Genomic DNA, 24,237 nt, shown 5'->3' with positions numbered 1-24,237 from the left:
CACTGAGCAGGTTCGAAGGTGGCTCGCGACAGAGTGGAATGTCGCAATAAACCGGATATACTGTTTATACCGTTTTCAGACCGGAGATCGACATGACTGTAGCGACCACACGCAAACCCACCAGGAAGGCGTTCCACTTCCCGAAGTCCGCGGCAACCGAGGCAGCCGCGGATGCGCAAAGCGAAACGGCAAAGCCCGCTGCGGCAGCGCCAGCGGAAGCGGCGATTAAGTCCAGGCGCAAGAAGGCCGCGCCCAAAGCGCCTGCGAAGCCCGCTAACGGCGCCGCGCAGGCACCGGCGCCTGCACCTGCACCTGCAGCCGCACCCGCGGAGAAGGTCAAGGCCAAGCGCGTGAAGAAAGATAAGGTCGTGCGCGACAGCTTCACGATGCCCAAGGCGGACTACCAGCGCATCGCGCTCCTCAAACGCAAGTGCCTGGAGGCCGGCGTTGCGGTGAGAAAGAGCGAACTATTGCGCGCCGGCCTTCAATTGCTCGAAGCGGCGCCGCAGAAGCGACTGCTGGCTGCGATCGAAGCACTTGAAACCGTCAAGACGGGGCGTCCGGCCAAAGGCGACGAAAACGCGTGATGGGCGCGAAGCGTTGAAGATGTTGGGCTTGGGATAGCCGCCTGAGGAAGGCAGATGAATCGGGATTGAACGCCGTGGGCGTTCAATCCGTCACCACGAGGGCCGTGGTGTTACTTCCTGCGCCGCTGGTTGATCAGCCGCACGATATCGTTCGTCGGGCCGCTGGTGAGCAGGCGCGGGATGTCGTCGAGGTGGACCCATCGACACCTGGCTATCTCGCTGCTCGGCCGTGCCTTGGCCTGCCTGGGTATTTCACAGGAGAACACGTGATGGTGTTTCTGCTTGCCGCGAATGTCGAACAGGTACCTGGCCGACTTGCCCAGGAGCCGCGTCTCCTCCTTGAGTTCTCGAAGCGCGGCCTGCGTTAGATGCTCACCGCGCTTCAACATGCCACCCGGTAGAGCCCACTTCGACTGACTGCGTGCTACCAGGAGAATTCGCTTACCTCTACGGCAGATCACGGTGGCCCGTTTCTTCAACTCGAACTCCCACTTCGTTCCCGGGAGGCGCTTCTCGATGCATCCGCACAGCAACGCCTGACGTAGGTAAGCATCGTAATACAGAAAATCAGAAGGTCAACCTGCTGGCGACGCAAAGGCTGTCAACTTGTCAGAATTTGCACACTTCATCAAATCGTCACGAAGATCAGGTTGCCAACCGTCCGTATGGTATGGTTTGGGGCAACCTGTTTTCGTCAGACTCGAGGCTCGAATGGATATGGACGGTGACTGGCCTCTACCACGGCCGCGCACTCGCTTCAGAATCGATCGGCGACGCTCCGATGCGTCACTCACCAGCAAGACCTCCATCGCCAGCACCTTCTCATCATTGGCCATGCCAGTGGTCATCGAAGCGGTGCAAAGGACGAAAGCCCTGTCTTCAGGCGTCGACCCCGAAGCATTTCATCAGCTTCGGGTGGCCTTCAGAAAGCTTCGTGCATTGTATTGGGCGTACTCGCCCTGGCTCGGCGAGGAAGCCACCGCGCAGGCCAGCGAAGAATTCAAGCGTCTGGCCGCCGTAGCGGGCGGAACGCGCGACTGGGACATCGCCGGCGACCTCCTGGAAACCGCGCAGAAGTCAGACGCATCCATCGAACTGCTGGTGACCGCCGCGCGCGAGAAACGCGCGCAAGCGGTGGCGCATAGCCAGGCCATGATCAAGAGCGAAGCCGTCGAAGCATTTCTGAACGACGCGGTGCTTCGCGCGCAAACCACGCTGCAGTCGCGTTGCAGTGATCTTCCAATCCGCGCGTTTGCCAGGCAACGGGTCCGTATGGCGCAGCGCACGCTTCGAAAACGCAGCAGACGCGCCGCGCGAAGCGAGGCTGGCCACGAGGAAAGTCTGCATGACGTGCGCAAGGCCGGCAAAAAGCTGCGCTATCTGCTCGAGTTTTTTCAACCCGTCATCAAAGGCGACCACGATCGCACCATCAAGGAACTGACCTCCGTGCAAAAGACGCTGGGGGAATTCAACGACATTGCCGCGAGCGAAACCTTGATCCGCAACACCACATTCGACGAGGTGCCTGCCGACGTCGTCGAGAAGTCGTTGCAGTGGCTGGAAGAAAGGAAGTGCCAGCGAATAGACGTTGCCTCGCGGAGGGTGAGAGCCATTTCCGGCTGAACCGGCTGCGCCGCCGTCACTGGCAGGTCACGACGCTAACGGGCAGGTTCTCACTCGCCGTGCCGAGCCGCTCGCGCGATGCGGTGGTGATGGTACCGCCCGGCGGTATGCATGCCGATTGCCCCATTCCCCCGCCGCCTTCCGTTTGCGGCGCGCCGTGGTTGAACGACTGCCACGTGATGATGACCGATGCACCGCAGTTGTTGATCAGGTCGGTGTAGTCGAGACCCAGTTTGGCATTTTTCCCGCGATATTCCCGGTCGATGCAGTCTGTCGAAAGCTCGCTCGGCTCGAAGCCGGGTGAGGCGGCCGACACCGCACGATCGTCGGCGGCGTGGGCCGTGCCATGCACCAGAAGGATCAGGAACAGGACGGTAAGCTGGCTGTTAGCCAGATTGCGGGAAGCGCTCATTTCTTCCACCTCGCTTTCGGGTGCCGATCACCGTCAGTTAGCTTCCCGCAGAGGCAGGCGTCAAGCGTCAGGCGCCTGCGTACGTGGGCAAACAAACAGTGTCGCCCCCGAGCCGCAAGTTTTTACTAAGGAATTCGAAATGACCGGGACGATGCCCGGGATCCTCACAAGGCTTGCACCTGCACGACGGGTCCGGGCGCACCGCCCACGCTTGGCGCGATCACGAGATATCGTCGGCGGTCGGACACGCCGGGCGTGCCAGGCGCGACGACTTGTCGAATCTGGCCCAGCGTGTCGACGATTGCGGAGCCGGCCGGGTTGGCCTTGAAGCTTGCGAGGACGTCGATTTTGCCACTGCCGTCGGCGTGGTCCGAAAGTCCGAGGAAATACGGCTGGCCCGCCTGCAATCCCGTCACCGCCGCCTGCAGCACCTGCAGCACTCCCTGTTCGAACAACGCTACCGAAGTCGGCGCAGCGCCATGGTCGGCTGCGGCGCCACCCACCCGGATCAGCATGACATGCGTGGCCTCCCCCGCCGCGCCGAGCGGCTGCGTGTTGGCCGTGCCGTCGCCATCCGGCACGGCGTCGGGTACATACGCCACGGCTTGCGGCGCCTGGCCGACCGCAACCGTAGCGATGACCGTGTTGGTCAGCGTGTCGATTGCCGTCATCGCATCGCCGTTTTCGAGGCCCACGTAGACACGCGTGCCGTCGCCGGACGGCCAGATGCCGTGCGGCAGGCTGCCGACCGCAATCGTCGCTACCTGCGAAAAGTCGTCGGTGCGAAACACCTTGATCTGGTTCAGGCCGCCCACCGTCACGTACGCAAACATCCCGTGGGCGTTCTGCACGATGTTCACGTGATTGGTGATTGGCCCCGTGTCGAGCGTTTTCAGCAGCGCAAACGGCGGCCGGGCGTCGAATACCTGCGTCTTCCCCACATCCTTCAACGTGAACCAGACCTGCCGGCCATCCGGCGTCGCCGCGATGTTCGGGCAGAACGGGCTCGCCTGCGTGACGCGGGCCACGATCTTGTGATCGGCGACCGAAACGACGTCGGTTTCCGGGTTGAAGGACGAACAGATATACCCGTACTTTCCATCGGGCGAGAAGATCTGCATGCCCGGCCCGGCCGGCACGACAATGCGCGTCTTCTCTTCGAAGGTCTTGGCGTCGAGCACATCGACATAGTTCTCGCCGCGCACGGTCACCCACACCTCGTTGCCGTCGGGCGTGAAAAATGCCTCGTGCGGGGAGCGGCCCACATAGGTCACGTGCTTGACCGCATTGGTTTGCGTATCGATGAAGGTCACCGAGTTCGAGCCGATGGAGACGATGGCCAATGTGCGGTGATCCGGCGAAAAGCCCATCCCGTGCACGAGCAACTGACCGTGATAGAGCGGGCTGAAGTTGGCCGGGGTGGGCTCCCCGAGGCGGATGACACCGACCAGACGATTGGCCGCCGGATCGATGATCGACACGGTATTCGAAAACTGATCAGACGAATACACCCGGTCCCGATGGCTCACCGCAATATCGGCCGCCGCTAGCGAGCCGGGGACCTGCCCCGCCTCGGCGAGTGTCGTGGCGGCGAGCGCAGCGGCAGTCAGGGCCGCACCAAGCATGGCGTTGTATTTCATGACATTGTCTCCTGCGTCTTGATGCGAGCGGGTCAGTGGGACATCGGCGCCGGCGGCATGTTCGGGTCATGCACCGCGAGACGCATGGCAACGATCTCCTGCTGTTGCTCGACCACGATCTCCTGGGCGATCCTGCGTAGCTGTTCGTTGTGTCCGTGCCGCAATTCCGCCATGGCCATGTCGATGGCACCCTGGTGATGGGGAATCATTGTTGCGACGAAATCTCGATCGGTATCGCCTGTCGGCCTGGCCGCCATCCCGGCCATCATCTTCGTCATGGCCGCATCGTTCTCTGAGAGAAACGAGGCTTCGTCATCGCTGCGAGACGATCCCGCGTCACTCGCCGACGCGGCGCATAGAGCGGCCAGGGAAAGCGTGGCCGCAACGCTTGCCGTTGCCCGCAAAACGAGTCGAATTGCAGCGTTCATGACGTCCCCTCCGTTTTGGTCGAATCTCATTCGACATGAAGGCAAACAACGGACTCGCCGATTTACTCCATGCCGGGCGAAATCGATTTGCAGAGCGACGAGCCGCGAAACGTTGGCAAACGCTTCGCATCTCCCCTGTCTCGCGCGGGTCGTGTGGAATAACTTCGTCGATGACGTGTTCGTCCCGTGACATTCGCGTATGCGGGCGTACCATCATTGCACAACGCACGAAGGTCGCACGCGCGGGCCCGACCCATTCATTATTTGCCGGGCGCCGCATAGCAGATTAGCCGCGTCGCAGCAGTAAGGAGCGTTACATGGCCACGAGCATTGGGCTTCACGATCAAGGACGGCAACTGTTGCCGTTTCGCGAGTCGGTATTGGCGATGCTCGGCGTCGCTTCGGTTTCGATGCTGATCGCGCTCGACCAGACCATCGTCGGCACCGCATTGCCGCGCATCGTCGCGGAGCTCAAGGGCTTCGAACTCTATGCATGGGTCGCGACGGCCTACATGCTGGCGTCGGTCATCACGATTCCGATCTTCGGGCGTCTGGGCGATCTGTTCGGCCGCAAGCCCTTCATGCTGGCAGCCATCCTTCTCTTTACCCTCGCCTCGGTGCTCTGCGGGATCGCGACCAACATGCTGTTTCTCGTGCTCGCGCGCGGCCTGCAAGGCATCGGCGGCGGCATCATGATGGGGACGGTATTCGCGACCGTCGCCGACCTGTTTCCCGATCCGCGGCTACGCCTGCGCTGGCTGGTATTCGTCTCCTCCGCGTTTGGCCTGGCGAACGTGGTGGGGCCTACGCTCGGGGGCATGCTGACCCAGCACGGCAGCTGGCGCCTCGTGTTCTTCGTCAACGTGCCGGTGGGCGTGGCGGCGCTCTTCTTCGTGAATGCTTTCCTGCCGCATCTGCACCATGCCCGCGAAGGCGCGCGGCTGCGTCTCGACTGGCTCGGCGCTTGCGTCGTCGCCGTCACGTTCGGCGCGCTGCAGCTCGGCATCGAGCTTCTGCCGAGGCAAGGCTGGACGACTTCGACGATCGTGCTGGCCGCGATCGTGGTGGTCTGTTCGCTGACGCTTTTCTTCTGGGAAAAGCGCATGGGCTATCCGATCATCCCCGTTGACATGCTGCTCGACCGCAAACTCCGCCCGCTCTTTGCAATGTCGGTGCTCGGCGGATTTGCCTTGTTCTCGCTCGTTTTCTACGTGCCGCTGCTGTTCCAGGGCGGCTATGCGATGTCGCCGCGCGCCTCGGGCATGCTGATCACGCCGCTGCTGCTCGGCACAACGGTCGGCAGTTTCGTGAACAATCGCGTGGTCACGCGCATCCGGCGCGCCAATGCGATCCTTTACGTCGGCTTCGCGTTGGCGGCATTCGCGAGTCTGGCGGTGGTGGTGCTGCGAGGCAACGAGCCGCATCTCGTGTGGATGGCGTGCATGGGCGCGAGCGGCCTGGGGCTGGGCCTCGTGGGCACGAGCCTCACGGTCTGCTCGCAGCAGATCGTCTCGCGCGACCATCTCGGCGCCGCCACGGCGATGCTGCAATCGCTGCGCACATTCGGCGGCATGCTGGGCACGGCGATGACGGGCGCGTTGCTCGGCCACGTCTACACCATGGGCGTGAATCGCTCACTCGACTCGTATCAGGCGACGCAATGGTTCAGGTCGTTTGCGAGTCCCGAATTGCTCGTAGACCGCGCCGACCAGGCCGCGCTGATCAGCCGCCTCGTGAGCGCCGGGCATGCCGGCGACGCGATGATGAACTCCGCGCGCAGCGCGCTCGTGGATTCGATCCACATTGGCCTACTCGTCGCTGCCGTAGCCGCGCTGGCCGGCCTGTGTCTCGCGTGGTTCGTGCCGCCCGTGCGGGTCGGTTATCTCGAGGCGCAGCCGTAAATGGACGCCGCAAAATACTTCATACGCACTTCATTTCCATTGCCGTTTAACATCTGCGTAATAAATTGGTAATTAGGGAGTAATCGAGGGTAAGCATAATTCGCCGCCGTCAGTAGAAATAACCACACAGCATCAATCACGACGACGGAGCCCTCAGCATGCCCGCATCACGCCACCGAATTGCACTGCCGGTCTACCTGGCAGTGCTTACCAGCGTTGCCGCGCTGACCGCCTGTGGAGGCGGCAATAGCGATCCCGCCACCACCGCCGCGATTCCCGCGCCGCCAGCCGACCCCGGCTTCGTGGACAACGCACCGATTCCCGACGTACCGGCTTTTGTCGACAACATCGCGACCAACCAGCGCGGCGACGCGCGTTACGCCACGCTCGCGACGAATGCGGGCGTGCGCGTGGTGGCGCGCTTTCTCGATCTCTGGCAGCCGCTCACGCAGCTGGTGGACGCGGGCGTCTCCGCGCCCGCCAACGGCACATTCCCCGCGGTCGTGCAGTCGACGTGGACGGGCGTCCCCACCGACGGCACGCCCAACGGCACGATCCTCAACAGCACCGTGCTGAACGCGAACATCCAGTATGTCGTGACCGCGACGACCCAGCGCAGCCAGGCGCAGGCCGACGCGGCCTATTACGACGATCGCCGCGGCAAGGGCTACAGCGTGACCGACGGCATGGGGCCGCTCACCGCCGCCTGGCGCTCGGCTGCGCAGCAGACGACGAGCATCACGTCGATTCCCGCGGACGCGACCACGACGCTCTACAACGACTCGGGCAACAACACGGGCGTGGGCAGCACGAGCAACGCAACCTTCGGCAAGGTGGTCGACCTGCTCAACACGATGGGCAACAATGCTTCCACCGAGCCCGCCAAGCGCTTCTACAAATACGCGCGGCCGTTCCGATGGAGCACGAGCGTCGTGGTCGACCCCACGCTAGTGCCGGCCATCAGCACGACGCCGTCCACAGACGGCGGCTTCATCAGCGGCCACGAAGCCGAAGCCATGCGCGACGCGATGACCATGGCATACCTCGTGCCCGAGCGTTACCAGGAAATGGCGAGCCGCGGCCTCGAGCTCGGCGAAAACCGCATTCTCGCGGGCATGCATTCGCCGCTCGACGTGATCGGCGGCCGCATGTTCGCGCTGGCCGCCACTGCCGCGAATCTCTACGATCCCGCGAACGCCACGCTCAAGAGCGCGGCCTATGCGCAGGCGCACAGCGCGCTCGAACAGGCCACCGGCACGAGCGCCACGACCTTCCCCGCCTTCGCGCATTCGTCCACGACCGCGACCGACCGCTTTGCCGACTATGCGACCAACAAGTCGGAGTTCGCGCGCCGCATGACGTTCGGTTTCAGCCAGATCGAATCCACCGAAGCGCCGCCCGTCGTGCCCAAGGGCGCCGAGGTACTGCTCGAAACGCGCTTCCCGTACCTGAGCGCCGACCAGCGCCGCATCGTGCTGAAGACGACCGAAGTCGTCTCGGGCTATCCGGTCATGGACGACGCCGAGGGCTGGGGCCGTCTGAACATGTTTAGTGCTGCAGATGGTTATGGTGCGTTCAACGGCAATGTGATCGTGGCGATGGACGCGACCCAGGGCGGCTTCAACGCCGCCGACACCTGGCGCAACGACATCGCCGGCACGGGCAAGCTCACGCTGCAGGGCAGCGGCACGCTCACGCTTGCGGGCAATAACAGCTACACGGGCGGCTCACAGGTGAGCGGCGGCATGCTCGCTGCAGCGTCGACCACGGCCTTCGGCAACGGCGACGTGTACGTCGGGTCCGGCGGCGGCGTGACCGTGGCGACGAGCGCACCGTTGACGGTGGCGGGCAAGTACACGCAGCTCGACGGCACGACGCTCGAACTCGATATCGACGGCAACGGCGGCGGACGCCTGCGTGTGGGCGGCCAGCTCACGGTGGCGGGCGGCACGCTGCATGTGAAGTTCGTGAACGGCTATACGCCGAAAGCGGGCGACACGATCGACGTGATCGACGGCAACGGCGCATCGGTGAAATTCGCGACGGTCACGGTCGATGGCTTCAAGGCCACGCCGGTTTATTCTTCGACCGGCGTTTCGGTGAAGCTCTCGGCTTCGTGACGTAGCCACGCAGTATAAAGGCCCCGAATCGCAACGGTTCGGGGCCTTTTTTACGCATCAGAAGCGATGCCGGATGCCCGCGGCCACGAGCACCTGGTTGCGGCCGCCCGACGGGTCGCAGGTGTTGATCATCGCAAGCGCACCGGACGACGCGCGCTGATAGATCGCCTCGGTATAAACGTCCGTGCGTTTGGACAGTTGATAGCCGGCCTGCAGCGCGCCTTGATGCCAATGCGCGGAGGTCGCGCCCGTGTAGGCATACATGCCCGCCAGCGAGAACGCGGGCGTCACCTGCCATAGCGCATTCACTTCGTAATTGCTGAATGCGACCGAAGGCAAGGGCGCGCCGCCGTCGGCCTCGCTGACACGGGTATGAATGGAACGCGACCAGGCCGCGCCAAGCGTGACGTCGCCGAGCGCGTAGCTCATGCCCGCGCCGATGGTGTCTTCGCGCTGCACCGCGACCTCGGTCGGCACGAGGCCCGCACCCGGCAGCACCGATGTATCGTACGCACCCACCGAAGAGGCGCCGCGTCCGTTGATGTGCATCCACGCCACGCCTGCGCTGAACGGGCCGCCTTCGTAATGGACGCCGAAGCCGTAAGCGCGATTTTGCGCGAAGCGCCCCGCCTCGTTCGAAAACGCGTACATCGCGCCGGCGCTGAAACCACCGTACGTTGCGCTCGCGTACTTCACGGCGTTCGAGGCGAGCCACGAATTGTTGGCGTTGTCGTTGTCGAACGGATGCGCGAATGCCGTGCCGCCTGCGCCGCCCGTTAGTGTGAACGGGGCGAAGTAGTCGTGCATCGTGTCGTACTGGCGGCCCAGCGTAATCGTGCCGAGTCGTTCGGATTGCAGACCAACGTAGAACGGATGGTCGTTGAAGGCTTCGCCAGAGGTGGACGAGAAGCCGCGCTCGAGGCGAAAGATCGCGGCGTTGCCGCCGCCGAGGTCCTCAGTGCCCTGCAGGCCCCAGAAGCTGCCGTCGACAAGACCCGAGCCTGCACGATATTGGGTGCGGCCGCCAACGTCGCTGACATAGTCGACGCTCGCGTCCATCTCACCGTACAACGTGACCTGCTGCGCCGAGGCGCCAGCGCCGGTGAATGCCAATGCCGTCCCACCCAGGACGGCGAGAATGTTCTTGTTCATGAGTCTTCTTGTTTGTGTAGGTGGGATTGCGTGGACGAGCGCCGTCCGCCCCCGCTCGATGCGGCGAGGACGTAGCGAGGTCTGACTTCTGGCTCGATTGACCGCCGGTCACAGTGGCGCGACCGCGCCGGATTCTCACCGGCTTCCCTGCTGCGTTTCGCTTGTGCAGCGCCTACGCGCGAAAAACAGCCGCAAGGATAGCGTAAGTTGCGGGAGCAGCCAAACCGGGTGTTTTTGCCACACGACGCTCGTCAAAGGTTGACGCACCGATTGCGCGGCCCTTACCCTTGCGCCCTGATGGTTCCCGGCGACGGGATCAAAAGGGAACGCAGTGCAAGACTGCGGCTGCCCCCGCAACTGTAAGCGGCGAGTCCATGCCAGAGAAGGCCACTGGGAAACCGGGAAGGCCGGCTGCGGATGTCGACCCGCGAGCCAGGAGACCTGCCATCAACCGAGTCCAGCAGCCGCAGCGGGCGGGGATCCCCAATGCGCAAGCACCGCCCACGTGGCGATCGCCCGTTGCACGGACAGCCCGTATTTCAGGAGCTGTTTCCAGCCACCGCATCATGAAGTTTCGCCAATTCGTATTGACCTCCGCCGCGCTCGCCTGGGCGTGGCAAACCGCGCATGCCGCCGACGCCGCCAATGCATCGTCCGCCCAGGCGCCGCAGCAAGCCGGCGGCGACACCACGCTGCCCAATATCCTCGTCGTGGGCGACGCACAGCACCTGCCACAATCGTTCGATCAGCGCTATGCAACCACCCAGGTGCTCACGCGCCAGGACCTCGACCGCGTTTCCCCCGTCGACCCCAGCATCGCGCAGGCGCTCGCCACGCTGCCGGGTGTCACCGTCTCGCAGACCGGCGGCCCGGGGTCGTACACGGGGGTGAGCATTCGCGGCTCGTCGGCCGACCAGGTGGCCGTGTTCATCGACGGCATACGCATAGGCTCCGTCACCACGGGCACGGCCGAATGGGCCGATCTTGCGACTGCCTCGTTCGACCGGGTCGAGGTGATCTCCGGCCCCGCGGCCGCCTCGTTCGGCGCGGATGCCATGGGCGGCGTCGTGCAGCTCTTCACGCGCCATGCGTCGAACCAGCCGAACCAGACCACCGTCTCGTTCGGCGGCGGCTCGAACAAGACCTTCGACACGCAGGTGCGCACCTCGGGCACAATCCCATCGACAGGGCCGCTTTCCGCACTGAGCGGCCTCACCTACTCGCTGGGCCTGCACGACTACAACACGGCGGGCATCGACGCGACGCAGCCCGGGGCCTACGGCCACGAAGACGGCCGCAATCCATACCACGCGCAGAACCTGGACGCGCGCCTCGGCTACGCGCACGACAACTGGTCGATCTCGACCTTCGCGCTCTACCACCGCTCCGATCTCTCCTACGACAACGCGGGAGGCAACGACCGGCAGCGCGACACGCAGCTCACGACCGGTCTCGCGTTCCACCTCGACATCACGCCGACCACGCAGCTCGACCAGTCGGTGGGTTACGCGACGGATCGTCAGTTTCTCTATTCGAACGACCCGACGATCCCCTCCGACGAGATCGACTCGACGCGCTTTTCCACCTCCACGTCGATCACGCATCAGGAAAGAGGCCATACGCTCTTCGGCATGCCGCTCGACGGCGAGACCAAGCTCGCCTACGACTACACCCGCGAGCTGGCGTTCCTGCCCGTGGACGTGCCGGGCGGCCTGCCCGCGCGCAACGATTCGGCCGTGTCGATGCATCAGTCGTCCACGCTCGGACCCGTCACGCTGTTTCTGGCGGGGCGGCACGAAATCGTGCAGGGGCAATCGGTGAATACGGGCAACGTCGCGCTCTCGTGGGCCATCACGCCGGTCTACACGGCGCGCGTTTCGTACGGCAATGCGTTCCGCCTGCCGACGTTCAACGACCTCTACTATCCGGGCTACTCGAATCCCAACCTGCTGCCCGAGCGCAGCGACTCGGTCGAAGCCGCGCTCGATGCCACCACTTCCATCGGCACGTTCACGGCGGCCGTGTACGACACGCGCGTGCACGATCTCATCACGTACAACTCGCAGACCTTCCTGCCCGTGAACGTGGGCCGCGCGCACATTCAGGGTCTCGACCTCTCGTACAAGGGCACGCTCGGCCAGTACACGCCGGTGAGCCTTACGGTGGGGATTCTGAATCCGCAGGACGTGACCGACCAGACCTGGCTCAATCGCCGCCCGCGCCAGACGGTGAGCCTGAGCGTGGATCACACGTGGGACGAGTTCCAGCTCCACGCGCTCAGCACCGGCGTTTCGCTGCTGTATAACGGCTCGACGTTCGACGACCAGCTCAACACGATCTACCTTCCCTCGTGGACGACGGTGAGCCTGCGCGCGTCGTACAAGGTCAATGCGCATCTCGCGCTATCGGCCACGCTGGCAAACGTGTTCAACCGGCAGTATGTGACCGCCTACGGGTACAACACGCTGGGGCGCACGGCGTTTGGCAAGGTGACCTATACGTTCTGAGCGTTCTGAGCGTTGCGCTCGAGCGGGTGCTCATAAGTTTCTTGCGCACCCGCTCGCCTAGCCCTCGCGCTTCGGACGCCGCACCGCGCGAATCTTCCCACTGTTCCCGCCGCCGCAGAAAAACTGCTCGCCGCCATCGGACTCCAGCCCCGAAACGGCGGTGCCGGGCGGCATGTCGAGCTGTTCCAGCAGTTCGCCCGTGCCCGGATCGATACGCCGCAAATCGCTCTTGTCGCCTTCCCAGGTGCCGTGCCACAGTTCACCGTCCACCCACGTCACGCCGGTGACGAAGCGGCTCGATTCGAGCGTGCGCAGGATCGCGCCCGTCTGCGGATCGACCTGATGGATCTTGCGCTCGCGATACACCCCGACCCAGAGCGTCCCGTCCGCCCACGCGAGCCCCGAGTCGCCGCCGCCTCCGGGCGCGGGAATCGTCGCGAGCACGCGGCCCGTTTCGGGGTCGATCTTGTGGATGCGATCCTCGGCGATCTGAAACAGATGCCGGCCGTCGAAAGCCGTGCCCGCGTGCGCCGCGATGTCGATCGAGCGCTGCGTCTCGCCGCTCTGCGGATCGAGCGACGCGATGCGCTCGCCTACGGCGAACCACACCCGTTTGCCGTCGTACGTGACCCCGCCCACCTTCTCGATGCCGGGAAAAGGGCCGTACTCGCGGACGATTTCGGCAGTCGTTCGTTTCATGGTTTCCTCGTTGAATGAAGGGACAGGCGTTCATCCTAATCGCCTGGCAGCGGGGCGGGGAGTAACAAGGTCGTCGCGAATCCGGGGACGGGCGGCGTGGTCCAGCGGCGCGCGCGGCCGTAGCCGAACGACTGCACCTTGTCCGCCGCCGCGAGCGAATCGAGCGCGCGCTGCACGGTGCGCTGGCTCGCGCCGAGCGCGAGCGCCAGCGCCGAACTCGACCACGATTGCCCATCGGCGAGAAAAGCCAGCACGGCGGCGTGCTTTTCTTCCACGGGCCGCGCCAGTACCACCACTTCGCTCGCGTGGCGCGGCGCCAGCGCGAAGCCCTGCTGGGTCGCGCCGATCTCGGCCACGTCGCGCATCAGCGTGCGCAAGCGGCCGATTTCCACGCGCAGGCGGGCGCGGTGCGTTTCGTCGGCGTGCTTCGTGCGAAAGGCGCGGGCGATGAGCGCATCGCGCGGCACGTCGGCGGGCCACGCCTGCGCAAGCGCGCGGGCGAGCACGAACAGCACTGGCCGTCTTGCGAGTTCGATGACGGTTGGACCCTCGCGCGCGACGTAGCGGCACGCGTCCACGACGAGGGCCTTCGAGGCGAGCAGCGCCTCGACGTCTTCCAGCAGCAACACCCGCTCTTCACCGCGCGCGATGAGGCGCGCCGCCGGTGAGGTCAACAGCAGCGCTGCGCTCTCGATCTCGGCGCTCAGCGCCGCGATGCCCGCCTCACGCGCGGCGCGCGCGGCCGCGCGGAGCGCTTGCCGCGCCGCTTGCGTTTGAATGCGCCGCATGGCAATGCCGGCGGCGATCAGCTCATGCGCCGCGCGCAAAGCGGGCGGCAACGGCGCGGGATCGACTTCGGAAAGCATGCCCCCAGCCTCGTCGAGCCGGCCGATCAGCAGCAAACGGCGAATTTCCAGGTAGCGCGCGTGCGCGGCATTGAGGCGGTCGCCATGGGCTTCGAGCGTTTGCCGCGCCGCAGCGAGCGTATCGGTCGGCCAGCCGAGATCGCGCGAAGCGAGCGCGATTTCGGCCTCGGCGACGACGCAGCGCGCGCGAGCGACGGCCTCGCGCGCGCCGAAGCCGCGCGCCGCGCTGCGCAGCAGCGCTTTGGCGCGCGCGAAGTCGCCGAGCTGCGCCATGGCGATGCCGCGCAGCGCGAGCGCGGGCGCGTCGTCGCGCAACGCGACCCGGTTCAGCGCGCCGAGCGGATCACCGGCCGCGAGCGCGCGCGCGGCAGCCGTGATCAGCGAATCCATGGTCATGGGAATCCCGCCACACTTGTCACTCCCCCTCCTTCTCGGTCCGGACCTAATCTAACACGGCGATCAAATGAATCATCGATCGAACGACGCGGCAGTACCCCCAGCACGCCGCCACCGTAGTCAACCCATAGGAGGACCAGGCAATGGCAACCCATACCACAGGAACACGCGAAGACTGGCTCGCGGCGCGCATCGAACTGCTCGCGGCCGAAAAGGAGCACACACGGCGCGGTGACGCATTGGCGCAGCAGCGCCAGGCGCTGCCCTGGGTGCGCGTCGACAAGATGTATCGCTTCGAAACCGAAGAGGGCGGCGCCACGCTCGCCGATCTCTTCAAGGGGCGCTCGCAACTGCTCGTTTATCACTTCATGTTCGGGCCGGACTATGCGGCGGGCTGTCCGTCGTGTTCCTCGATTGCGGATGGTTTCGACGGCATCGCGGTACATCTCGCGAATCACGACGTGCGGCTCGTGGCGGTGTCGCGCGCGCCGCTCGCGAAGCTGCTCGCCTACCGCAAGCGCATGGGATGGCATTTTCCGTGGGCCTCGTCGAACGGCAACGACTTCAACTTCGATTTCAACGTGGCGTTCACCACGGCGCAGCAGCGCGCGGGCGACATCGAATACAACTATGCGCGCAGCGGCCACGCCATGGACATGAATCCGCCGCCCGCGCCCGTCGCCGAGTTCGCGGCGAGTTGCGGCACCGACGCGGCGACCTATACGCGCGACCGTCCGGGCCTGAGCGCATTCGTGCTCGAGGACGGCGTGGTCTATCACACGTACTCGACCTATGCCCGCGGTCTCGATGGCGTGTGGGGCATGTACCAGTGGCTCGACCGCGCGCCGAAGGGACGTAACGAGGCCGGCATCTGGTGGCACCGGCATGACGAGTACGCACAGAGCTGAGGCGCATCATGGATAACGTCGGCATGACGGTACGGCTGCGCGGCGGTATACCGCGCGCGGTTTTCTTCGGCGTTGCGTCGCTGGTCTTCGCGGCGAGCGCGGCGGCAACGTTCGTCCGGTGCGCTTCGATGCAGGCGATGGGCGGCACGCCGATGCCCGGCGGCTGGACGATGTCCACGCTCTGGACGCCCATGTGCGGACGCACCTGGTTCGACGCCGCCGTATCGTTTGCCGGCATGTGGAATGTGATGATGGTCGCGATGATGTTGCCTGCGGTCACGCCCGCTTTGTGGCGATATTTCGAGGCGCTGGGCGACGCACGCGCGGCGCGCGCGGGTGGGATGACGGTGATGGCTGGGGCGGGTTACTTCTTTGTGTGGCTCGTGGTTGGAGTGCTCGTGTTCGCGGCGGGGGCGCAACTCACCGCGCTAGCCGTCGATGCGCCTGCATTGGCGCACACCGCGCCAGCCGTGGCCGGTGTCGTCGTCGTGATGGCGGGCGTGTTGCAGTTCTCTGCGTGGAAAGCGCGGTGGCTTGCGTGCTGCGGGAACTTGCCGTCGTGCGGGCATGCGCGGCTCGACGTGCAGGCCGCGCTGCGGCACGGTTCGAGGCTCGGCCGGCATTGCCTGTACTGCTGCGGAAATTTGATGGCGGCGCTGCTTGCGGCAGGCGTGATGGATCGGCCTGCGATGGCGCTGGTCGCGGCGGCGATCGCAGCGGAGCGGTGGATGCCGGGCGGCACAAGAGTCGCACGCGGGATTGGCGCGGCTGCGATCGCGGCGGGCGTTGTGATGGTGGTGCGGGCGGTAGCTGCATAAAAAAATCGCCGTTCCGCACCCGCGAAACGGCGATAAAACGCTCCGACTCTAAGGTCGAACTCACGCCTCCAGACTCGCGCCTGCACACGAGTCTGATCGACGCTCCGGATTGTTGTTGGCAGTCCGGAGTAGCAGCAAGAGGCCGGCTGAATTCCACCTCTGTGCTGCCGGGCGAAGCGCGGCGCGACCAGGGGGACTCCCGGCCTCGCCGCACTCCGCGCCTCTTGTGGCGGCTTACATGCCGCCGAAAGACTTCTTGACCGTCAGCTTGTTGGTCACCGACGCCACGCCGGGAACGCCCTTCGCGATCTCCTCGACCCTGGCGATCTGCGCGGTGTCCGAAACGGTCCCGTTCAGCGTAATCGCGCCACCTCTGGCCCCGACGCTGATGTTGCCCGCGTTGATCGACTTGTCCTTCCCGATGGCCGCATACACCTTGCGGCGCATGGCACGATTCGCCTGCCTGTCCGTGGGAACTGCCGCGCCAGGAGCAGCCGTTGTCGACGCCGCCTGCGCCCCCGCAGCCGCGCTCGCGTCACCCTGCGCCCACGCACTCATGGAAGCCGCCGCGACGAGCGTCGCGATCGCCAATCCGGCTACCGTAGTTCTCTTCATGAATTGCTCCGTTCTTTCTTGAGTTTATGAGGATCAGAACGCGTGACGAATACCCACCATCGCCGCCGTCGTCGACTGGCCCGGCGCGACCGGCGCTCCGTAGATGATCGTCTGGTTCATGGTCCCCTTGTTGCTGACGTAGCCGACCTGGGCGTAGGCCCTGGTTGCCTTCGAGAGGTTGTATTCGGCGCCCACGGCGACTTCGCTCGAATGATTCGCCGAGTTGTTGCGGTCCTTCAAATAGTAGTAGCCCGAAGTGACCTTGAAGACCGGGCTGAACTGGTAACCCAGGCCAGCCGAGATCATTTCGAAGTTGTAGGTCGCTTTGGTGAACAGGCTGGACGAATTGGACGAACTGAACGAGCCGGATATCGAGAATCCGCTGATCGTGTACATCGCGCCGACATAATAGAAATTGTTGTTGTTGCGGCCCGTCGCCGGCGCGGCCGGCGTCGTCGGATAGGTGCCCGCGTACGGGTTGGTGTCGTGCCCGCTGTAGTAAACGCCAGCCAGGTTCAGGCCGTAGTTCGAGTACTTGAGCACGGCCGACTCGCGCGTGCCGCCCTGGAACTGCCCCGGCACACCACCCGGCGCGTATTCCAGCGCGAGCGATGCGCCATAGAACTTTGGCGAGTTATAGACGATCGCGTTGCTGTCATAGAGCGCGCCGATCGGCGCATTCGTGCTCGTGCCCGGCCAGCCGGCGGCCTGATTGAGGCCCAGCCACGCGGTGAGAATACTGCCGAAGTACTGCGCGCCGCGTACGTCCGTGTCCGCCATCGCGTAGATCATCGGGATGATCTGCCGGCCTGCGTCGATCGAACCGAACCAACCCGATCCGCCGATGGTCGTGATCTGGTTGAACAGCGCCGTCACGCCCGGCGTGTCGGACAGGCCCGGCTTGCCGTTGTTCGACGTGAACGACCCTTGAAGCTTGAAGTTGATCTTGTATCCGCCGCCGATGTCCTCGGTCCCCTTCAAACCCCAGATACTCGAAAAGATGCCGCCGTCCTTGAGTTGCCAGACGCTCCCCAGATTCTTCGCAGTCCCCGAAAAGTTTGCGGCCGAAGTGCTCTGGTACAGCACACCGGTGTCGACCACGCCATAAAGCGTGACCGACGATTGCGCATGCGCCGCGCTGGCGAACAGGACCAGCGCTGCCACGCTGCCGAACTTCACTTTCATTGCCTCTCTCCGTGTGTGTGGCTGCCGGGTGGTCCCGGCGCCTTTTGTTGTTGCCTGGTGGGGATTACATGACGTCCTTGCGGCGATCCATGATCTGCATGAAGCCGCTGCTCCATCATCAGACCCTGCATGGTTTGCTATCCTAAGTGACTTCGGTACGTATGCGGTTCTTGAGTGCGATGGCGCGCGGCTATGCCTGGCTCGGAGCCGGCGTTTCCATGACACTCACCAGCAGCTTTCCTTGCGCAGTCCGCACAGGAAATGTCGTGACCTTCAGCCCGCCCGCGCCCGGCATACAGCCGCTGCGCACGTCGAAGCGCAGTCCATGCGCGGGGCAGCGCACCATGCATCCTTCGAGTGGGCCGCTCGCGAGCGAGGCGCCGTTGTGGGGGCACGAATTGTCGATCGCGTGCAGCTGTCCTTCGATGTTGAACAAAACGATGCTGCGGCCGTCGACGAAAACCAGCTTGCGCTCGCCCGGCGCAAGTTCGTCGGCCCTACCGACCGATACTTCACGTGTCATTCCCGTTCCCCTCGACTTCCTTCAGCTTGCCTCAGTGCGCGACCGCCAGCGCCATCGTGCCGGCCATCGCGACCGGCGAGTACACGCCCGAGAGCGAATACCCCGTGTTGAACACGAAATACGGCACGCCGTTCACCTGTGGATCGGCGTACGGCGCGCGCTGACCGGTCGGGTCCGCGAGGCGCTTCGATGCGGCAATGTGAGCCGCCAGCCGCTCACGCTCGAGGCCGCATTCGAGCCCCAGACGCTCGAGCACCGCGTAATCGCCGATGTTCTGGCCTTCCATGAAGTACGCCTCGAGCACTCGGTCGATCAGCACCGCGCTCTGTTCGCGCATGCCGCGACTCGCGGCAAACGTGACGAGGTCGTGCGCGGCCGCGGTGTTCGGCAGCACTTCGATGCGATCGAATGCGAACTCGACACCCGCGTCGCGCCCCGCGCGCTGCACCTGCGCGCGCCTCGCGGCCACCGCTTCGTCGCTGCCCAGGCGGTCGCGATAGAACATCTGATACGGCATGCCTTCGAGCGGCGTCCACGGCAGCAATTGGTGTGAGCGCCACTGCACACGCACACGCACACGCACGTCGGGCCGCGAATTTGCGAAACGCGCAAGCGCTTCGTCCAGATTGCGCTTGCCGATCAGGCACCACGGGCAGATGAAGTCGAAGAAGGCTTCGATCGTCAGCACGGGCGGCTCGCCCGCGTCGCGACTCGCCTGCGCCGCCCACTTTTGATCAGACAAGTTCATGAATCAACATCTCCGCCATGGGCCATTCGCCGAAACCCGCTGCGGGATTCAGATGACCGACTTCGCCCAGGTCGACGAGGCTGCTGCCCCAGTCCTTCGCCATGGCCTCCACGCGCTCGAAGCGCGCGAGCGGATCGTTGCGGCTCGCGCCCACGATGCTCGGAAACGGCAGCGGCTTGCGCGGAATCGGGTTCCAGCCGTGCTCGGCCAGTGCTTCGAATGGCGGGTAACCCGGCGGCAGCGGCGTTTCGAGGTCGGCCGGCGCGGCCAGCAGCGCGCCGTGAATCTTGCGGCCGTGCTGCTGCGCCCAATGCACCGTGATCATCACGCCCGCGCTATGCGCCACGAGAATGACGGGACCGTCGATCTTCGCGAGCGCCGCGTCGAGCGCCGCCACGCGCGCTGCACGGCTGAGCTTGTCGTGCTCGAGCGGCGGCACCGAGACCGCGTTGGGCAGCTTTTGCTGCAGCAGCGTTTGCCAGTGCTCCGCCACGTGGTCGCGCAACCCCGGGACCATCAGCATGGTCGGTGTGGTCTTCAGCGTCATTCGTCCAGGTCTCCTGCGCGCTTCAGTACGGCTTATCGCCAATAATGCCGGCGCGTTCCATCTTGCGGTGGCACGGCGGGTAGTCCATCACCGCATAGTGCTGGGTGCTGCGGTTGTCCCAGATCGCGATGCTGTTCGGCTTCCAGCGCCAGCGTACCTGGTACTCCGGAATGTAGGCCTGGCTCACGAGATAGCGCAGCAGGTCGCCCGCGCCCGGATTGGCGTCCTGCCCGAAACGCACGCGCTCGGGCGTGTGATAGTTCGTGAAGTGCGTCGTGAATGCGCTCACGAACAGCACCTTCTCGCCGGTCTCCGGATGCGTGCGCACCACCGGGTGCTCCGCATCGGGAAACTGCGCCTTCAGCGCATGGCGTTTCTCGATCGGCATGGCCGCGCCGAAGCTCGCCTCGATGCTGTGGCGCGCGTACAGCCCGGCGATCTGCGCCTTCACGTGTTCCGGCAGCTTATCGTAGGCGAGCGCCATGTTCGCCCACATCGTGTCGCCGCCCACGGGCGGGCACTCCACGCAGCGCAGCACCGCGCCGAACTGCGGCGCCTCGCGCCACGTGGCGTCCGCGTGCCACGCGTTTTCGTAGCGGTCGTTCGGCTGCTCCGGATTCTTGTAGATGCGCACGAGGCCGGGATGCTCAGGGTCGCTGCCCGCCACCGGATGATCCTCCAGCTCGCCGAAGCGGCGCGCAAATGCCACGTGTTCGGTGCGCGTGATGTTCTGGTCGCGCAGGAACAGCACGCGGTGCTTGAGCAGCGCCGCGCGAATCTCGGCAAAGAGCGCGTCGTCGTGAACGGCATCGGCGAGATTCACGCCGGTCAGTTCCGCGCCGATGGCATAGGTCAATTGTTCGACTTGCATGCTGCGCTCCTCAGATGACGAAGACCGACGACCCCGTCGTCTTGCGTGCTTCGAGGTCGCGATGCGCCTGCACCGCGTCTTCCAGCGCGTAACGCTGGTTCAGTTCGATCTTGATGCGGCCCGCAGCGACGTGCCCGAACAGCTCGCCGGCCAGCTCGTTCTTCTCCGCGGGGTCCGCAATATAGTCCGCCAGCGCCGGGCGCGTGAGATAGAGCGAGCCCTTCATCGCGAGGATCTGCGGATTGAACGGCGGAATCGGACCGGAAGCCGTGCCGACGCAGACCATCAGGCCGCGGCGCTTGAGCGAGTCGAGCGACGCCTCGAAGGTATCCTTGCCCACGCTGTCGAACACCACGTTCACGCCCGCGCCGTTCGTCAGTTCGCGCACGCGCTTCGCGACATCCTCGCGGCCGTAGTACACGATGTGGTCGCAGCCATGCGCGCGCGCCACTTCGCCCTTCGCCTCGTTCGACACCGTGCCGATCACCGTGAGGCCCAGCAGCTTCGCCCACTGCGAGACGATCAGACCGACACCGCCCGCAGCGGCATGCAGCAGGATCGTGTCGCCGGCCTTGAAGTCGTGAATGCGGCGCATGAGGTACGACGAGGTGAGGCCTCGCATGGTCATGCCGGCCGCCGTTTCGCATGCGATCGCGTCGGGCAGCTTGATGAGCGGGGCCGCCGGAATCAGGCGTTCGGTGCTGTACGCGCCGAGCGTGTTGATGAAGCCGGTGTAGGTCACGCGCTCGCCCACCGCCACGTTGCTCACTTCGGGGCCCACGGCCTCGACCACACCCGCGGCTTCCACGCCCATGCCGGCAGGCAGCGGAACGGGGTACAGGCCCGAGCGGAAGTAGGTATCCGCGAAATTCAGGCCGACTGCCTCATGGCGCAGGCGGACCTGTCCGGGGCCGGGATCGCCCACTTCGACGCTCTCGTAGCGCAAGACTTCGGGACCGCCGGTTTCGTGGAAGCGCACTGCTTTCGCCATGTTCAATCTCCTATCCTTTACTCGAACGCATTGACTCGAACTCAGTCAAGCCGACAAGAACTACTTGTACAATTTCATCGTTGTGCGTGACCACCGGCTTCTTCGCGCAGGGCATTCACACGATCCAGATCGACGGTGTAGTTGCGCTTGCCGATCAGGAAAACCACTGCCGCCACGAGCGGCGCAAACGGTACGAGTTGCAGCGCGCCAAGCAGGCCGATATGGTCGGCGGCAATACCCGTGAGCACCGCGGCGGGCGCGAGGCCGAGCAGGTTGTTCGCCAGCGTTAGCGTGGCGAACGCCGAGGCATGGATCGAGGGCGGCGTGAGGTTCGCCACCATCGCGCCCGAGGGGCCCGCTGCGCCTGCACAGAAGAACATGGCCGCGCCGATCAGAACCAGTTGCGCGGGGCCGGCCGGCATGCGCAAGCCGACCGCGAGCAGCGTGAAACAGATCAGGCAGTACGCAATCGCGATGCTCCATTTGCGCGCGCCGTTATCCTTGCTGAAGCGGTCCGCGAGATTGCCGCACACCACCATGCCAACGCCCGTCACGAGCACGAACACTGCGGCGGTCCCGGCCGCTTTGCCGGTGGCCATGCCGTAGTAGCGGTTCAGGAAGCTCGGCAGCCAGCTCCACACGGCCGCCGGCACGAGCAGATGCACGCCGCTGCCCACATACGCGCACACCACGGAGCGCGTGGAAAACAGGCCCTTGAGCAGCGCGCGCAGGCTCATGCGCATCCCGAGGCCATTCACCTCGCGGCTCACGCTCGCCGGCTGCAGCGAGGCAATGCGCTTCTCCGTGACGACGATGCGATAGATCACGACCAGCACGATCCCCATGGCTGCCATCGCGCCAAACGCCGCGCGCCAGCCATGCTGCGCAGCCACCGCACCGCCCAGCGCCATGCCCAGCACCGAGCCGAAGGCGCCACCCGCCATGAATGCGCCCGTAATCGTGGAACGCAGGCGCACCGGAAAAATACTGAGGACAACGGCAATCCCCACGCTGCCATAAGCCGCTTCGCCGATGCCGACGAAGGCGCGTGCAAGCAGCATTTCGCCGTAGTTCGTCGAGAGCGCGCAACCAAGCGTCGCGAGACTCCACAACGCCGCCATCAGGACGATGCTCTTCACGCGGCCCCAGCGGTCGGCGAGCACCGACAGCGGAAACGTGAGCACGCCCACCATCAGTGCGACCACGCTGCTCAGCGAGCCGAGCTGCGTGTCCGAAAGACTCCATGCGGTCTTGAGCAGCGGAAAAACCGCATTCAGGACCTGCCGCGACATGTAGTCGGAAAGCAGCAGCCCGACCGTCAAGGCGAACACGACCCACGCATATGCGCGTACGTTCGCCCCGGTCTTCGTCAATTCGCCCGCGGTGGGCTCGGCATGCGTGAGCATGGGTTGTCTCCGTGGTAGCCCGCTCTTCGTCGGGTTCCGTTGTTCTCTCAGTTTCAGCAGGTACGACGCAAGCGCCAAACCCCCGCTTCGAGGCCCGGCACAAGCCTATGCCCGCGCCGGGCCCCACTGCCATTACGCCGCGCGCAGCGGCAGGTTCTTCACGCCGGCCACGCGGTTCGGCGCCATGCCGTTGGCCGCGAGCGTTTCGTCGACCGTCTCGTACTGCACGCCGATGCGATAGATATCACGCGCTTCCTTGCCCGTGGCAATCTCACGGCCCAGTTCGCGCGCCACGCGCACGCATTGATCGATCTGCTGCACGGACGTGAAGCGCTTGCCGTGCTGGTCGATGATCGTATCTTCAATGCCGCAACGCGGGTGCAGGCCCATGGACATCGCCATCATGTTGAACGGCAGCACGTTCTTGAGCAGCGACTCGGCGGTGACGGTGCAGCCATCGGGCGCACGGTGCACGAAGTTGAAGAAGTTGAACGGGTTCGGGCCGTCGAAGCCGCCGCCGATGCCGATCCACGTGAGATTCAGCGGCCCCTTGTACGCGCCCTTGCGCACGAGGCGATCGAGCGTTTCGAGCGCGTGGATGCCCGTGAGCTGGAAGTGCGGCTGAATGCCCGAAGCCTGCAGACGGCGCAGATGCTCCTCCACCCATGCCGGGCCGGCCGGCACCGTCATTTCGCTATACGCGGCCATGAACGCCGGGTTGGAGAGCGAGGTGCCCGCCAGGTATTCCGGGTAAAGCAGCTCCATGATGTTCATCTGCGTGGTGTTGATCGCCACGGTCACCTGGTCCGGCCTCGGCTCGAGGTCGGCCAGCATGTGACGCGTGTCGTCCGAGAGCCACTTCGCCGCTTCGCCCTCGTCTTCCGGCGCGAACGAGATCGAGCCGCCCACCTGGATGATCATGTCCGGCACCGCGGCGCGCACGCCTGCGATCAGCTCGTTGAACTTCGAGAGGCGTTTGGAGCCCTTGCCGTCGAGTTCGCGCACATGCAGGTGCAGCACCGTTGCGCCCGCGTTGTAGCAGTCCACGGCCTTCTGGATTTGTTCTTCCATCGTCACCGGAATGTCTTCCGGGAAGTCTTCGGGCATCCATTCCGGACCATACGGCGCGGTGGTGATGACAACCTTGTCCTGGTTCTCGGGGTGCAGCGAATCGTCGAGGAATTGCATCGTGTTCTCCAATATGGGGACGGTATTTCAACGTTTGGCAACGTGGCCGGAAGCCTGAAATAACGCTCGGAACCTGGCTGATCCGTTGAGATGCACGATACGGCAA

23 protein-coding genes and 2 riboswitches are annotated in these 24,237 nt (G+C 64.8%); of the genes, 7 read left to right on the top strand and 16 right to left on the bottom strand.

What is annotated here, in order from left to right; translation table 11 throughout:
• Positions 1 to 92 precede the first annotated feature (92 nt).
• The gene (locus ACOJB8_RS04545; protein ID WP_475011171.1) at positions 93 to 587 is read left to right on the top strand and encodes a hypothetical protein; all 495 of its coding nucleotides are present in this window, start codon (positions 93 to 95) and stop codon (positions 585 to 587) included.
• Positions 588 to 697: 110 nt separating this feature from the next.
• Here ACOJB8_RS04545 and ACOJB8_RS04540 read toward each other — a convergent pair whose 3' ends face one another.
• Positions 698 to 1,066: an NUDIX hydrolase gene (locus tag ACOJB8_RS04540; protein ID WP_069263547.1), complete on the bottom strand. Its 369-nt coding sequence runs from the start codon at positions 1,064 to 1,066 to the stop codon at positions 698 to 700.
• A 232-nt stretch (positions 1,067 to 1,298) separates the two neighbouring features.
• On the opposite strand from ACOJB8_RS04540, the gene ACOJB8_RS04535 reads away from it, so the two are divergent.
• Positions 1,299 to 2,210, top strand: a complete 912-nt coding sequence (locus ACOJB8_RS04535; RefSeq protein ID WP_069263150.1) for a CHAD domain-containing protein — start codon at positions 1,299 to 1,301, stop codon at positions 2,208 to 2,210.
• Between the two features lie 16 nt (positions 2,211 to 2,226).
• On the opposite strand, the gene ACOJB8_RS04530 is transcribed toward ACOJB8_RS04535, so the two are convergent.
• The 3 genes from ACOJB8_RS04530 to ACOJB8_RS04520 all read right to left on the bottom strand — a co-directional run bounded on the left by ACOJB8_RS04530 (position 2,227) and on the right by ACOJB8_RS04520 (position 4,690).
• A complete protein-coding gene (locus tag ACOJB8_RS04530) occupies positions 2,227 to 2,622 on the bottom strand; it encodes a hypothetical protein (RefSeq protein WP_368683134.1) in 396 nt (131 codons plus the stop codon).
• A gap of 164 nt (positions 2,623 to 2,786) precedes the next feature.
• Complete coding sequence (locus ACOJB8_RS04525; RefSeq protein WP_475011169.1) at positions 2,787 to 4,262, bottom strand: YncE family protein; 1,476 nt, start codon at positions 4,260 to 4,262, stop codon at positions 2,787 to 2,789.
• Between the two features lie 32 nt (positions 4,263 to 4,294).
• Positions 4,295 to 4,690 carry a DUF305 domain-containing protein gene (locus tag ACOJB8_RS04520; RefSeq protein ID WP_475011168.1) on the bottom strand — a complete coding sequence of 132 codons (396 nt, stop codon included), beginning with the start codon at positions 4,688 to 4,690 and terminating at the stop codon, positions 4,295 to 4,297.
• A gap of 317 nt (positions 4,691 to 5,007) precedes the next feature.
• On the opposite strand from ACOJB8_RS04520, the gene ACOJB8_RS04515 reads away from it, so the two are divergent.
• Both ACOJB8_RS04515 and ACOJB8_RS04510 read left to right on the top strand, forming a co-directional pair.
• Positions 5,008 to 6,591: an MFS transporter gene (locus tag ACOJB8_RS04515; RefSeq protein ID WP_368729846.1), complete on the top strand. Its 1,584-nt coding sequence runs from the start codon at positions 5,008 to 5,010 to the stop codon at positions 6,589 to 6,591.
• A gap of 158 nt (positions 6,592 to 6,749) precedes the next feature.
• A complete protein-coding gene (locus ACOJB8_RS04510; RefSeq protein WP_475011166.1) occupies positions 6,750 to 8,711 on the top strand; it encodes an acid phosphatase in 1,962 nt (653 codons plus the stop codon).
• A 57-nt stretch (positions 8,712 to 8,768) separates the two neighbouring features.
• On the opposite strand, the gene ACOJB8_RS04505 is transcribed toward ACOJB8_RS04510, so the two are convergent.
• Positions 8,769 to 9,863, bottom strand: a complete 1,095-nt coding sequence (locus tag ACOJB8_RS04505) for a porin (protein ID WP_368729844.1) — start codon at positions 9,861 to 9,863, stop codon at positions 8,769 to 8,771.
• A gap of 57 nt (positions 9,864 to 9,920) precedes the next feature.
• Positions 9,921 to 10,054: riboswitch (cobalamin riboswitch) on the bottom strand.
• A 90-nt stretch (positions 10,055 to 10,144) separates the two neighbouring features.
• Positions 10,145 to 10,326, top strand: a riboswitch (cobalamin riboswitch).
• Positions 10,327 to 10,429: 103 nt separating this feature from the next.
• On the opposite strand from ACOJB8_RS04505, the gene ACOJB8_RS04500 reads away from it, so the two are divergent.
• Entirely contained in the window at positions 10,430 to 12,370 is a 1,941-nt protein-coding gene (locus ACOJB8_RS04500; protein ID WP_475011164.1) for a TonB-dependent receptor domain-containing protein, read from the top strand.
• A 57-nt stretch (positions 12,371 to 12,427) separates the two neighbouring features.
• On the opposite strand, the gene ACOJB8_RS04495 is transcribed toward ACOJB8_RS04500, so the two are convergent.
• The gene (locus ACOJB8_RS04495; protein ID WP_368729842.1) at positions 12,428 to 13,069 is read right to left on the bottom strand and encodes a glutamine cyclotransferase; all 642 of its coding nucleotides are present in this window, start codon (positions 13,067 to 13,069) and stop codon (positions 12,428 to 12,430) included.
• Positions 13,070 to 13,104: 35 nt separating this feature from the next.
• Positions 13,105 to 14,325, bottom strand: a complete 1,221-nt coding sequence (locus ACOJB8_RS04490) for a helix-turn-helix domain-containing protein (RefSeq protein WP_475011237.1) — start codon at positions 14,323 to 14,325, stop codon at positions 13,105 to 13,107.
• Positions 14,326 to 14,474: 149 nt separating this feature from the next.
• Between ACOJB8_RS04490 and ACOJB8_RS04485 the strand changes: the two genes are divergently transcribed.
• A complete protein-coding gene (locus ACOJB8_RS04485) occupies positions 14,475 to 15,239 on the top strand; it encodes a DUF899 domain-containing protein (protein ID WP_368729841.1) in 765 nt (254 codons plus the stop codon).
• An 8-nt stretch (positions 15,240 to 15,247) separates the two neighbouring features.
• Positions 15,248 to 16,057, top strand: coding sequence for a copper chaperone (locus ACOJB8_RS04480; protein ID WP_368729840.1), 810 nt, complete (start codon positions 15,248 to 15,250; stop codon positions 16,055 to 16,057).
• A 234-nt stretch (positions 16,058 to 16,291) separates the two neighbouring features.
• Here the strand turns inward: ACOJB8_RS04480 and ACOJB8_RS04475 are convergent, their stop codons facing one another.
• The 9 genes from ACOJB8_RS04475 to ACOJB8_RS04435 form a co-directional block, all read right to left on the bottom strand.
• Positions 16,292 to 16,672: a BON domain-containing protein gene (locus ACOJB8_RS04475; RefSeq protein WP_069263139.1), complete on the bottom strand. Its 381-nt coding sequence runs from the start codon at positions 16,670 to 16,672 to the stop codon at positions 16,292 to 16,294.
• Between the two features lie 33 nt (positions 16,673 to 16,705).
• Positions 16,706 to 17,857: a porin gene (locus tag ACOJB8_RS04470; RefSeq protein ID WP_368729839.1), complete on the bottom strand. Its 1,152-nt coding sequence runs from the start codon at positions 17,855 to 17,857 to the stop codon at positions 16,706 to 16,708.
• 190 nt (positions 17,858 to 18,047) lie between these two features.
• A complete protein-coding gene (locus tag ACOJB8_RS04465; RefSeq protein WP_368729838.1) occupies positions 18,048 to 18,380 on the bottom strand; it encodes a Rieske (2Fe-2S) protein in 333 nt (110 codons plus the stop codon).
• 31 nt (positions 18,381 to 18,411) lie between these two features.
• Positions 18,412 to 19,128 (bottom strand): DsbA family oxidoreductase, encoded by a 717-nt coding sequence (locus ACOJB8_RS04460; protein ID WP_475011160.1) that lies wholly within the window; start codon positions 19,126 to 19,128, stop codon positions 18,412 to 18,414.
• Complete coding sequence (locus ACOJB8_RS04455) at positions 19,115 to 19,675, bottom strand: RBBP9/YdeN family alpha/beta hydrolase (RefSeq protein WP_342948618.1); 561 nt, start codon at positions 19,673 to 19,675, stop codon at positions 19,115 to 19,117. Before ACOJB8_RS04455 ends, ACOJB8_RS04460 begins: the two co-directional genes overlap by 14 nt.
• A gap of 22 nt (positions 19,676 to 19,697) precedes the next feature.
• Positions 19,698 to 20,546, bottom strand: a complete 849-nt coding sequence (locus tag ACOJB8_RS04450) for a TauD/TfdA dioxygenase family protein (protein ID WP_368618292.1) — start codon at positions 20,544 to 20,546, stop codon at positions 19,698 to 19,700.
• Positions 20,547 to 20,556: 10 nt separating this feature from the next.
• Positions 20,557 to 21,537, bottom strand: coding sequence for a quinone oxidoreductase family protein (locus ACOJB8_RS04445; protein WP_069263134.1), 981 nt, complete (start codon positions 21,535 to 21,537; stop codon positions 20,557 to 20,559).
• Between the two features lie 74 nt (positions 21,538 to 21,611).
• Positions 21,612 to 22,943: an MFS transporter gene (locus tag ACOJB8_RS04440; protein WP_475011156.1), complete on the bottom strand. Its 1,332-nt coding sequence runs from the start codon at positions 22,941 to 22,943 to the stop codon at positions 21,612 to 21,614.
• 132 nt (positions 22,944 to 23,075) lie between these two features.
• Positions 23,076 to 24,131: a beta-keto acid cleavage family enzyme gene (locus ACOJB8_RS04435; RefSeq protein ID WP_475011154.1), complete on the bottom strand. Its 1,056-nt coding sequence runs from the start codon at positions 24,129 to 24,131 to the stop codon at positions 23,076 to 23,078.
• Between the last annotated feature and the right edge of the window lie 106 nt (positions 24,132 to 24,237).

This window comes from Paraburkholderia sp. BR10141, assembly GCF_056155635.1.
The sequence above is the reverse complement of the archived record's forward strand: the minus strand, read 5'-3'. Positions and strand labels throughout refer to the sequence as shown.